Below are 12,072 nucleotides of genomic sequence, written 5' to 3'. Positions count from 1 at the left end.
ACTTGAGATTAACAAATAAATAAATTCTCGCCTCGAATTAAATAACATATACAACAATGACGCAAACAGTTCCATGGATGGAACTGCGCCGTGCGAAGCGAAGCCGAATAACAGGCACATGGATGTGCCCGTGGAGCGCGTACCGCAGCGAACGCGAGGAACGCAAGCGGAACCAGAGCAGCAAGCAGCTCGTAAACATGCTGCCATGGATGGGAGCACGCCGTGCGAAGCGAAGGTCTGCTTTGCAGACCGCGAGCGTGTGTAAAAATTTCCATGGACGGTAAATTTTTACTGTAAAATGAAAAAGGCGGGAGCATCAGCCCCCGCCAGGTATAAAGACAACAGTCCTGCCGCCTTCTTAATTCTCAAGGTTTACTATATCATCGTACATGCGCTGAACATCGTTCCTGTGGCATGCCTCATCGCTTGCCAGCTTAAAGAAGACATCCCCTGCGGGTGTGTCCTTAAACTTTTCGGCGAGATCTTCATAGTACTTCACGGAGTTATCTTCGTATCTGATGGCAATCAGAAGCACATCCTGAACAGTAAGCTCCCCTGTAACGACTTCCGGCTTGACCCCCTGGCCAATTCCGAGCCCTTTCCAGCGGCAGCTTACATCAAGACCGAGGTTTTCCAGTGAACCTGTCTCAAGCGCCTGCTCGATGATCTCTTTATGCTTATTCTTCTGCTCCATAAGATCTTTTATAAGCTCCTTGGTGCTGAGATCGCTCACGACTTTAAGCAGCTTGTCATAGAACTCATAGGACAATGCTTTCTTTTCTTTCGCCTCTTCAAGCGCTTTTCTTACAGATGCATCCATCATTTACCCCGTTATACCGTAAGCGAGCTTACGAGATTTACGAAGAAAGAGGGGAAGAAACCAACCAGAACCACAAGCACAGCCGCTATAAAAGTGGCTATAAAGCTGGGGGCCTTAAGCGTAAGCTCGGTTTCATACTCCGGCTCTTTGAAATACATGAATATAGTCACTCGCATATAGTAGTAGCATGCAAGTGCACTGTTAAGCACACCTACTATTGCAAGCCAGTATATCTCGGCTTTGATGGCGGCGATAAAGATGTAGAACTTGCCCACGAATCCCGCAAGCGGAGGAATGCCCGCCAGAGAGAACATGAAAAGAAGCATAGCAAGTGCTACAAGCGGGTTCTTTTTGGAAAGCCCCGCGAAGCTCTCTATCCTTTCATCGTCTATCATGCCTTTGTTCTTAAGCATGCTGATAACGGTGAAAGCGCCGATGTTCATAAAGCTGTAGATCAGCATGTAGAGCGTGATTGCCCTGATCCCTTCCGGAGTCATGGTGACAAGCCCTATCAGCATATAACCCGCATGGGCTATGGCTGAGTAGGCAAGCATTCTCTTCACATTCTCCTGAGCAAGAGCCACGAGGTTGCCGTATGTCATGGTGAGAACAGCAAGGATAGTGAAGAAAAGTGTCCACTGCTCGGAAGCGGGGGCTATGGCTACCCATGTAAAGCGGATCAGTGCGCCGAAGGCAGCAGCCTTGGGAGCAACAGTCATAAAGCCCGCAATAGGGGTGGGTGAGCCGGTGTAAACATCCGGAGCCCACATATGGAAGGGAACTGCGGATATTTTGAATGCGAAGCCCACAAGCATAAGCAGGAGACCGAACTTGATTCCAAGAGAATCACTGCCGTGCCCCTGAAGAGCCGCTGCTATATCAGTATAGGTAAGGCTTCCGGTAAGTCCGTATATGAATGAGAGTCCATACAGGAAAATACCTGAGGAGAACGCACCCATAAGGAAGTACTTAACGCCTGCCTCGTTCGATTTAAGGCAGTGTTTGTTAAAGCCTGCAAGAACATACATGGAGATAGCCATGGTCTCAAGACCGACATAGAAGATGGTAAGGTCGTTTGCGCTGACCATGAACATCATGCCGATCAGGCTGAAGAACATAACTATGTATATTTCGCCTTTCAGCATGTTTTTATCTTTCAGATACTCTATGGAGCCCAGTGTTGTCAGGGTGTAAGCCATAGCGAATATAAGGAAGAAAACATAGCTGAAGTTGTCCCATATAAGCATGTTGTTAAAGCCGATAAAAGGTCCGGCGGGGCAGAGAAGCGCCACAAGAGCAACAAATGCTATCCCGAAGTAGCCCACGCTTGCCTTCATTTTATCGCCCGCAACCACATCAATAACGATAAGCGTAAGAGCAAATATCGTCATCAGAATTTCGGGGTAAACCGTGATGATGTCATTAAATAACTGCGGTGTCATCATCAGCCTCCTTATTTCATCGCCACGCCGGCGGTGAATACCTGTTCAACAAGGTGCTTCACGCTCTCGTGCATATAGGATGTGAAAGTTTCGGGGTATATACCAACCCAGAAAACAATGATCAAGAGAGGCATAATATAGATTATCTCTCTGAGGTTCATGTCCTTCAGGTCTTCCCAGCGTTTGTTAAGGCTTTCATACAGCACTCTCTGGTACATCCAGAGCATGTAGACAGCGGCAAAGATAACGCCGCTGGCGGCTATTATCGCGTAGTCGCTGAAAGCTTCGAATGCGCCCACAAGAACAAGGAACTCGCCAATGAACGCGCCCATGCCGGGGAGGCCGATGGAACCCATTGTGAATATAAGGAAGATTGTGGCGAACATAGGCACGCTGGCCGCAATACCGCCGTATTCTGAAATCTCCCTTGTGTGGGTTCTTTCATATATCGCACCAATCAGAAGGAACAGTGCGCCTGTTATTATACCGTGGTTGAACATCTGGAGAATGCCGCCCTCTATACCCGCCTGGTTTATGGCGTAGATACCGAGTGTGACAAAACCCATGTGGCTCACTGAGGAATATGCAACGAGTTTTTTAACATCGCTCTGCACCATCGCCACCAGTGCGCCGTAAACAATCGCAATCACAGAGAGGATAGCGACAAAGGGCATAAAGCTTATGGAAGCTGCCGGGGTAATCGGGAGGCAGAATCTCAGGAAGCCGTATGTACCCATTTTAAGCAGTACGCCCGCAAGTATGACTGAACCTGCCGTGGGCGCCTCAACGTGCGCATCGGGGAGCCATGTATGTACCGGGAACATGGGAACCTTGATGGCAAAGCCGAGGAAGAAAGCAAGGAATATAACAGTCTGGAATCCCGCAGTGTATTTAACAGCCTGAGCGGTGATAGCCATAATGTCAAAAGTGTATATCCCAGTGATTTCACCGTGTTTGAAGAACAGGGCAATGATTGCAAGCATCATCAGCACTGAACCCGCAAGGGTGTAAAGGAAGAACTTAACCGCTGCGTAGATCCTTCTTTTTCCGCCCCATACGCCTATTATAAGGTACATGGGTATGAGCATAGCTTCCCAGAAGATGTAGAAAAGGAAGAAGTCAAGGGCAAGGAACACGCCGACCATTCCGGTTTCCAGCACAAGCAGAGCGAGATAGAACTCCCTCTGGCGCTTCTGGATGTATGTGAAGGAGCCGAGAACCGCAATAGCCGTAAGCAGGGTAGTGAGGAAGATCATGAGTATTGATATTCCGTCGACCCCTACATAGTACTGAATGCCCAGTGCGGGAATCCAGTCCGCCTTTTCAACGAACTGCATTGCCGCAGTCGTCTTATCAAATGAGGTCATCAGCGGTATAGTGAGGATGAACTCAATAATTGTGGCGATGAAAGTCGCCCACATAGTGGTTTTACCGCCCCTGAGAAACAGGAAGATGACAAAAGCGGCTACCAGCGGGAAGAAAATCAGTATTGAAAGGATGTTTTCCATCATCTCTTAACTCCCCCTTATACCGTGTAGAATATTGTGAACAGCACAATCACGCCGACAACCATCGTAAAGATGTATGTCTGCATGCGTCCTGTCTGCAGGTGTCTTGCCACTCCGCCGATGAACATCGGAACCTTTCCGAATGCGTTTACGGTGAAGTCTATTACGTTTACGTCAAAGCCTCTCCACAGGAATCTGGAGATGGTCACTATGGGGAAAACGATAATCGCGTCATAAAGCTCGTCAAAGAACCACTTGTTGTAGAAGAAGGTATGTACGGGCTTGAATGCCTTGACAGTTTTTCCCGGCAGCGAGGGAACTTTAATGTAGTACAGCCAGCTTATGAATATGCCCGCAGCAGCAACCACTATGGAGAGTACCATCAGCATAAGCGCTGTTGAATGCTCAAGGTGGTGCGGATGCGCTCCCTCAGGAGTAAGTACCGGTCCGAGGAAGTGGTGTATGAAGCCGTTTTCCAGCGGATAGCCGAATACTGCGCCCGCCAGAACAGAAAGGATGGCAAGGAACACAAGGGGCCCCGTCATAGTAACGGGAGATTCGTGAGCATGGTCGTGCATATGCTGGTTTCTGGGTGTTCCCTCAAACACAAGGAAGAAGGAGCGGAACATATAGAAAGCCGTCATGCCCGCAACAACAGTCGCCACGAACCATGGGAACATGTGACCGTTTGCGAAGGTCATGGCGAGGATTTCATCCTTTGACCAGAAGCCCGCAAGGGGAGGAATACCTGCAATGGCTATACAGCCTATGAGGTAAGTCCAGTATGTAATGGGCATTTTCTTTTTCAGACCGCCCATCTTTCTCACATCAAGGTCGCCGTGCATAGCGTGCATAACGGAACCTGAGCAGAGGAAGAGAAGACCTTTGAAGAAAGCGTGTGTAAACAGGTGGAATATACCCGCAACATATGCGCCCACACCTGTGGCCATTATCATGTAGCCAAGCTGCGAAACGGTTGAGTAAGCGAGTATGCGCTTAAGGTCATACTGGGTAAGACCGATTGTAGCGCCGAGAAGTGCGGTGAACATACCCACATAAACAACAAGCATGCTGGTTATGTGCGCCTCTGAGAACAGAGCGTTGCAGCGCGCAACCATGTAAACCCCTGCGGTAACCATCGTTGCGGCGTGGATAAGTGCCGAAACGGGTGTGGGGCCTTCCATAGCGTCAGGAAGCCAGGTATGCAGCGGGAACTGGGCTGATTTACCCATAGCGCCGCAGAAGAGGCCGAGCGTCATAAGGTCTATCAGGCTGAACTGCATGCCGAACACAGTATATGTGCTGGCTTTTATCGCCTGGATGGACTCATACTGGAAAGCGTCGCTGTAGTTAAGACCTTTAAATGTTATGATAACGAGCAGAAGGCCTATGTAGAAACCGAAGTCCCCGACCCTGTTCATTACGAAAGCTTTCTTACATGCGTCCGCAGCGCTCTTTTTATAGAACCAGAAGCCGATAAGCAGGTAAGAAGAAAGACCCACAAGCTCCCAGCCCACGAAAAGCATGAGGAAGTTGTTCCCCATAACGAGAATGAGCATTGAGAAGGTGAACACTGAAAGATAGGTAAAGAATCTCCAGTATCCCTCATCGTCATGCATATAGCCCATGGAGTAGATGTGCACCATCGTGCTGACGGTGGTAACGACTATGAGCATTATTGCAGTAAGCGGATCCACAAGTATTCCGAAGGGAACACTGTATTTGCCCGCAACAACCCAGTTATATAGGGTGGCATCCACACTGTGCCCGCCCATCACTCTGAAAAAAGTGATGATTGACACAATCCATGAAAGACCGACACCCGCAATCGCGACGAAGTGCGCGTTATTTTTGATGTAGAGCCTTCCGAACAGACCGTTGATAAGAAAAGCAACCAACGGCCCGAGAAGTATCAAGACCTCCAAATGCATATCCTACCCCTATCCTCTCATGATATTAAGTTCTTCGGCATTAATAGTCTGTTTGTTTCTGAACAGACTGATAATGAGCGCGAGTCCCACTGCAGCTTCGGCAGCGGCCACCGCCATGACGAAGACTATGAAAATCTGTCCGGTCATATCCTGCAGATAGTTGGAAAAAGCAGCGAGGTTGATGTTCACCGCGTTAAGCATAAGCTCAAGCGACATGAACATAACGATGAGGTTTTTCCTTATCAGAACCCCTGCCATTCCAAGGGCGAATATAACCGCGCTGAGTATAAGGTAATGAGCCAGCGTCAATTCCATAGTCCCCTCCTAGTCCTTTCTTGCTATTACGATGGCACCGATCATCGCAACAAGAAGAAGTATGGAAGCGATTTCAAAGGGTACCAGATACTTTGTGAACAGTACGTTTCCGTATGCCCTGACGTTGTTCATGCCTTCTACGTAGGGAAGCGGTCCGATAGCGCCGTTTTTGAAGACTCCGGAGCTCCAGATTGTGATAGCGATCTGAAAGAAGACCACAACCGAAACAGCCGAGCCGATTATGTATTTCGCGGGCATCCTGATGAAACCGCCCGAACGGGGGTTAAGCAGCATAACCACAAAGAGATACAGAACCAGAATCGCGCCTGCGTAGACGAGAACCTGAATCGCCGCAACGAATTCCGCACCGAGCTGAACAAAGATTCCCGCAACGCTGAAAAACGTAAGGAGCATCCAGAGAGCCGAGTGAACGGGGTTCTCACGTGTGATGACACCGAGAGCTGAAACCACGGCCAAACCCGCAAGAATGTAAAATGCAATTTGCGCCATCATAACTGCTCTCCTTTAGCCTGTGCGTCAGCCAGTTCCTTTTTGTAGTTTTCAGAAAGAGTTTTCATGTTTATCACATAATTGTCTCTGGTTGAGTCTGTTGTGTGATAGTTGCGCCCCATGTGAACCGCGTCAACCGGGCATGCCTCTTCGCAGAAACCGCAGTAAATGCAGCGGGAAAGATCCAGCTCGTATTTACGGATAAGCCTTTCGCCGTTCGGTCCGCAGTCTGTCACTATGTGTATGCACTCGGAAGGGCATACCTTCTGACAGAGGTAGCAGCCGACACATTTGGTAGCGCCGTTTTCATGGGTTTTAATGTACTGAACACCCCTGAATCTGGGGAATACCGGGGTATCCTCATAAGGGTATTTGTACGTTACCTTCTTCTTGAACAAATGTTTCAGGGTAATTCCAAGACCCTGAAAAATTTCAGTTAAGAGCAGAGTATCGAATATATTTTTCATGCTTCACCCCTACCTGACAATGTGAACCACGATTGCCGTTATCATAAGGTTGGCAAGGGCAATCGGTATAAGTACCTTCCAGCCGAGACTCATAAGCTGGTCAAAGCGGAGTCTGGGGAGAGTGGCTCTCAGCCAGAGGAAGATAAACATAATGAACAGAACCTTGAGCACGAACCAGACCAGAGGAGGCAGGAAGGGGCCGTTCCATCCGCCGAGGAACATAACAACGGCGATTGTGGAAACAAGGTACATATTTGCGTATTCGCCGAGGAAGAAGAGGGCGAACTTCATTGAGGAGTATTCCACATGGAAACCCGCAACGATTTCGGTCTCAGCTTCTGCAAGGTCGAAGGGTGCTCTGTTTGTTTCTGCGATGGCGGCTATAAGGTAAACCATGAAAGCCACTATCTGCGGAACAACAAACCACATGCCTGACTGAGCGAGGGTTATCTCCCTGAGAGAGAGAGAACCTGCCAGAAGAACAGGCGCCACAAGGGCAAGCCCCATTGCTGTTTCGTAGCTCAGAACCTGAGCCGAAGAACGCAAGCTGCCGAGGAGGGCGTATTTTGAGTTTGAAGCCCAGCCGGACATGATAACGCCGTAAGTGCCCACGGAAGAAATAGCCAGAACATAAAGAAGACCGATGTTAAGGTCTGTTATATAGGGCTTTATCTCCATGCCGAACATGGTGAAGTTATCGGCGAAGGGAATAACGGCAAATCCTGCCAGTGCCGGAACCATCGTAAGCAGGGGTGCCAGGATGAATACCGGTCTGTCAACCATATCGGGCGTAAGGTCTTCCTTTGCGATCAGCTTCACCGCGTCCGCGATGGGCTGAAGAAGACCGTAAGGTCCGGTATGCATCGGCCCAAGACGCACCTGCATTGCACCTATAACCTTACGCTCGGCATACGTCATGTATGCCACTGCGAGGAGGATTACAGTTACAATGATCAGTATCTTGATTATTGTGAAAACTATAGGGAGCAACATTCCTCTACCTCATATATCTTTAATGTCTTTCAACCTTTTTTACCCAGAGTCACTTTCGGGTATCTGCCGTTGCTGAAGATCACAGCCGTGTCGGCATAGTCCTCAGGCAGGGCAACGCAGCCTTTCGTTATGTGTTTTTCCACATGAACCTTGAAAGTCTTCGTGATTCCCGCAGCGCTCACGCTCACCGCCGCTCCGTCACCGAGACCGAGAGCCTCCGCATCAGCGGGGGAAATCTCAAGCTTGGCTTCGCCGTAAACTTTGGCGAGGTCGGGAGACCATCTGGTGTATGAGCCTGAATGAAGTCTGAGCGATGAGGGGTAGAGGTAGTGTGTGCCCTCTCCCGCAGCCGCTTTCGCAGGCTTTTCGAATTCGCCTTTTACCGCATAGGGGTAGCTGATAAGGCCGCCGTCAAAGTCAGCGTCTTTGTAAAGGGGAACCTCTTTGCGGATAAGCTCTCTCGCCTCGCATGAGCAGGAAGTCAGTCTGCCGCCGAGCCTTTCCGCCAGAGCGGATATGACCTCGGCATCGGTTTTAAGCCCTTTGCAGAGCGCCTTATTAACCGACTGAACCCTTCCTTCAAGGCTGGTGAAGCTGCCGTCCTTCTCCGCGTATGTCGCAACGGGGATGTACACGGAAGCTTTCTTAGCGGTTTCGCTCATGAAAGGATCCGTAACAGCGAGAAGTTCAAGGGAATCCAGTGAAAGATCCGCCCAGCCTGTTCTCACAGCGGGGTTTTCACCGAAGCAAATGAGAGCCTTTATTGTTTTGTTCTGTATTCCTTCTTTCAGCTTCGCAGCATCCAGAGCGCCCATATCAACGACACCCTGTGAGTTTGCCTTAGCCCTTGCCGCGGCAAGCTTAAGTGCGGGAACCTGTTTTTTCAGTTCTGAAACAAACCAGAGATCCGCTTTGTTATAAGGGTTGTAAACGGCAACAGGCTTCTCGGCCTTTTTGAGAACCTCAAGCACTGCGGCCTCTTCCCCCTGCCCCTCAACAAGCCTTGTCATGCTGGCGTAAACCTCATCCGGAGTTCCGGTGAACTGTTTTTCGATCACCCTTTTCAGTGCGGTTTCGGAGGGGTAGAAGACATAAAGCGGAGCCTCGTTCTTTCTCCCGGCGGCTCTCACCGCGAGACCGAGAATGGGGTTGGCTTCGGTTACGTCTATGTTGAGAACAGCAACTGCGTCGCTTGTTTCTATATCAGCGTATGTTGCCTCAGGAAGCGATGTGTGCGGTTCAAGGGCAAACATGCCGCCTGTTCCGATAACTTCCTTAGCCAGCTTGTTCGCGAGGAAGGCCTCCTCGTTTGTCAGTCTCGGTGAAACGAGAACCGCAACTGAGTCAGCGCCGTGCTGAGCTTTAATGCTCTTCACTTTTTCAGCAATCGTCACAACAGCCTGATCGAAGTCGGCAACAGCGAGTTCTCCCGCTGATTTGACTTTTGCTGAGGTTTCGCGCTTCACGCTGTTGACAAATTCGAACCCGAACCTGCCCTTCGCGCAGAGATTGCCGTGGTTTGCGCCCTTTTCGGGGAGCTCGCCCATTCTGTAAAGCTCGCTGCCTTCGGTTTCAAGCTCTATGTAGCAGCCGCAGCCGCAGAGACCGCATACGGAATCTGTTTTTTCAAGGTTCCACGGTCTGTTTTTGAAGAGATAAACTCTGTTGTTGAGCGAACCCACAGGGCAGACGCTTATGCACTGTCCGCAGAATTCGCAGTTCCATGGCTGATCGAAGGCTGTTCCGATCATGGTTTCCATACCGCGGTTTATGAAGCTTATCGCCTGTATGTTCACCACTTCGTCGCATATCCTTACGCAGCGTCCGCAGAGTACGCATCTGTCCACATCCCTTTCTATAAAGGGGTTGGTGTGGTCAACGGGAGTATCTGCGGGCTTGGCATCAAAACGCACCTTAGTGAGGCCGACCTCGTAAGTGAGATCCTGAAGCGTACACTCGCCGCCCTTATCGCACACGGGGCACTCAAGGGGGTGGTTCACAAGCAGAAGCTCAATCACAGTTTTCCTGATCCTCTGGAGCTTTTCGGTGTTGGTGAGAATGTCCATATCGGGGGCGACGGGCGTTGTGCACGCCGTCATCATTCTGGGGTTGCCCACAGCCTCGATAAGACACACCCTGCATGCACCGAAGGGGTTCAGGCGCGCATCGTGGCAGAGAACGGGGATATGCACCCCGGCCTTTTCCGCCGCCTGAAGGATTGTGTAATCCTTCGGCACCTCAACCTGTATTCCGTCTATTTTCAAGGTTACCATCTGCATATCCATATCCCTTAATCTATTGAGTTGAACGGGCAGTTCACTATGCACTCACGGCACTTAACGCACTTAGCCTTATCGATGTATGCAAACTGTCCCTTCTCCCACGTGATAGCATCAACCGGGCAGACCTTTTTGCAGATACCGCATTTTTTGCATCTTTCATCCACAACCACGAACTCGATGAGCTCAGGGCATTCCCTTGCGGGGCATTTCTGTTTGAAGATGTGCGCCTCGTACTCATCCCTGAAATACCTGATTGTGGTAAGAATAGGGTTGGGAGCCGTTTGTCCGAGACCGCAGAGTGACGCGATTTTAATATCGCTGGCCAGGGATTCCAGCCTTTCGATATCGCCTTCCTTTCCCTTGCCGGATGTTATCCTGTCGAGGATGTCCAGCATGGTTTTGGTTCCCACACGGCAGGGGATGCATTTTCCGCATGACTCCCTCTGTGTGAAGGTAAGGAAGAACTGAGCAACGTTCACCATACAGTTGGTTTCATCAAGAACAACCACTCCTCCGGAGCCCATCATCGCACCTGCGGCGATGAGCGAGTCGTAGTCGATCTTTGTATCAAGGTGTGCTTCAGTCAGACACCCGCCTGAGGGGCCGCCGAGCTGAACCGCTTTGAACTTTCTTTTCTTGGGAATGCCGCCGCCGACCTCGAAAATGAGCTCACGCACGGTAATCCCCATGGGAACCTCGATGAGCCCTGTGGACTTAACCTTGCCTGAAAGGGCGAAGATTTTTGTTCCCTTGGACTTCTCTGTTCCGATGTTTGCGTACCACTCAGCCCCGTGAAGGATGATAACGGGAAGGTTGGCGAATGTCTCAACGTTGTTAACGTTTGAGGGTTTCTGCCAGAGACCTTTCACAGCGGGGAAGGGCGGTCTGGATCTGGGCATTCCCCTTTCACCTTCGATGGAGGCGATGAGAGCCGTTTCCTCACCGCAGACGAATGCGCCCGCTCCCTCTTTCAGCTTGAGGTGAAACTCAAAGCCGCTTCCGAGAACGTTGTCGCCGAGGTAGCCTGCTTTTTCCGCATCTATGAGGGCTTTTTTAACCCTTTTGATCGCAAGGGGGTATTCCGCGCGGCAGTAGATGTAGCCTTCTGTGCAGCCTATCGCATAAGCTGCTATCAGCATGCCCTCTATAACAGCGTGGGGGTTGCCCTCAATGATTGATCTGTCCATGAACGCGCCGGGGTCACCCTCATCCGCATTGCAGATAAGATATTTGAGATCTCCCGGAGAATTGCGGCAGAATGTCCATTTAAGCCCTGTGGGGAAACCGCCGCCCCCCCTGCCTCTGAGGCCGGACTTTTTAACTTCGTCAATAACCTCTTCGGAGGTCATTTTCAGAGATTTTTTAAGAGCGTCATAACCGCCGTGGGCTATATAGTCCTCAAGGCTGTCGGGGTCAACTTTTCCGCAGTCATTGAGAACATAGCGCTTCTGTTTATCGTAAAATTCGAAATAGTCCTTCTTGGCAGCCCATTTGGTGACAACTTCACCGCCTATGATGTGCTCCTCGATTATTGTGGGAACCATTTCCGCCGTCACGTGTTCGTAAGTTATAGGCCCCTTTCCGGGGATATACACGTCGATAAGAACATCTCTGGCACAGAGACCCCTGCAGCCTGTCTGTTTGGCTTTGCAGTTGCGCTCCTTGACATCGGTGTTTACCAGGCCGCGTTTTTCAAACTCACTGTTAAGGGCTGCCATAACGGCATCACCGCCGGAGGCGACTCCTGCGGTTCCCATACACACGTGTACTTCTATCTGTTCGACTTTATACTCGCTCATAGCCT

General features: G+C 50.2%; 10 protein-coding genes. All 10 read right to left on the bottom strand.

The genetic code is table 11. The features are described 5' to 3' along the window. Nucleotides 1-358: 358 nt before the first annotated feature. From OSQ85_RS12660 to nuoF, 10 genes are read right to left on the bottom strand one after another with little or no spacing between them, the layout of a single operon-like run. On the bottom strand, nucleotides 359-823 hold the full coding sequence (locus OSQ85_RS12660) for a ferritin family protein (RefSeq protein ID WP_265823583.1): 465 nt from the start codon (nucleotides 821-823) through the stop codon (nucleotides 359-361). Between the two features lie 8 nt (nucleotides 824-831). Beyond that, nucleotides 832-2,265 (bottom strand): NADH-quinone oxidoreductase subunit N, encoded by a 1,434-nt coding sequence (locus tag OSQ85_RS12655; protein WP_265823581.1) that lies wholly within the window; start codon nucleotides 2,263-2,265, stop codon nucleotides 832-834. A gap of 8 nt (nucleotides 2,266-2,273) precedes the next feature. Continuing rightward, complete coding sequence (locus tag OSQ85_RS12650; protein WP_265823579.1) at nucleotides 2,274-3,773, bottom strand: NADH-quinone oxidoreductase subunit M; 1,500 nt, start codon at nucleotides 3,771-3,773, stop codon at nucleotides 2,274-2,276. A gap of 14 nt (nucleotides 3,774-3,787) precedes the next feature. Continuing rightward, nucleotides 3,788-5,701, bottom strand: coding sequence for an NADH-quinone oxidoreductase subunit L (gene nuoL, locus OSQ85_RS12645; protein ID WP_407649371.1), 1,914 nt, complete (start codon nucleotides 5,699-5,701; stop codon nucleotides 3,788-3,790). 9 nt (nucleotides 5,702-5,710) lie between these two features. Beyond that, complete coding sequence (gene nuoK, locus OSQ85_RS12640) at nucleotides 5,711-6,016, bottom strand: NADH-quinone oxidoreductase subunit NuoK (RefSeq protein ID WP_265823577.1); 306 nt, start codon at nucleotides 6,014-6,016, stop codon at nucleotides 5,711-5,713. A 9-nt stretch (nucleotides 6,017-6,025) separates the two neighbouring features. Further along, nucleotides 6,026-6,526: an NADH-quinone oxidoreductase subunit J family protein gene (locus OSQ85_RS12635; protein WP_407649373.1), complete on the bottom strand. Its 501-nt coding sequence runs from the start codon at nucleotides 6,524-6,526 to the stop codon at nucleotides 6,026-6,028. After that, entirely contained in the window at nucleotides 6,526-6,993 is a 468-nt protein-coding gene (nuoI, locus tag OSQ85_RS12630; protein ID WP_265823574.1) for an NADH-quinone oxidoreductase subunit NuoI, read from the bottom strand. The genes OSQ85_RS12635 and nuoI overlap by 1 nt, the downstream gene beginning before the upstream one ends. A gap of 9 nt (nucleotides 6,994-7,002) precedes the next feature. Then, entirely contained in the window at nucleotides 7,003-7,986 is a 984-nt protein-coding gene (gene nuoH / locus OSQ85_RS12625; RefSeq protein WP_265823573.1) for an NADH-quinone oxidoreductase subunit NuoH, read from the bottom strand. Nucleotides 7,987-8,015: 29 nt separating this feature from the next. Next, nucleotides 8,016-10,259: a molybdopterin-dependent oxidoreductase gene (locus tag OSQ85_RS12620; protein WP_265823572.1), complete on the bottom strand. Its 2,244-nt coding sequence runs from the start codon at nucleotides 10,257-10,259 to the stop codon at nucleotides 8,016-8,018. 17 nt (nucleotides 10,260-10,276) lie between these two features. After that, nucleotides 10,277-12,067 carry an NADH-quinone oxidoreductase subunit NuoF gene (gene nuoF, locus OSQ85_RS12615; protein ID WP_265823570.1) on the bottom strand — a complete coding sequence of 597 codons (1,791 nt, stop codon included), beginning with the start codon at nucleotides 12,065-12,067 and terminating at the stop codon, nucleotides 10,277-10,279. Nucleotides 12,068-12,072: the final 5 nt, after the last annotated feature.

The organism is Geovibrio ferrireducens, from assembly GCF_026226615.1.
Lineage (GTDB): Bacteria > Chrysiogenota > Deferribacteres > Deferribacterales > Geovibrionaceae > Geovibrio > Geovibrio ferrireducens.
The sequence above is the reverse complement of the archived record's forward strand: the minus strand, read 5'-3'. Positions and strand labels throughout refer to the sequence as shown.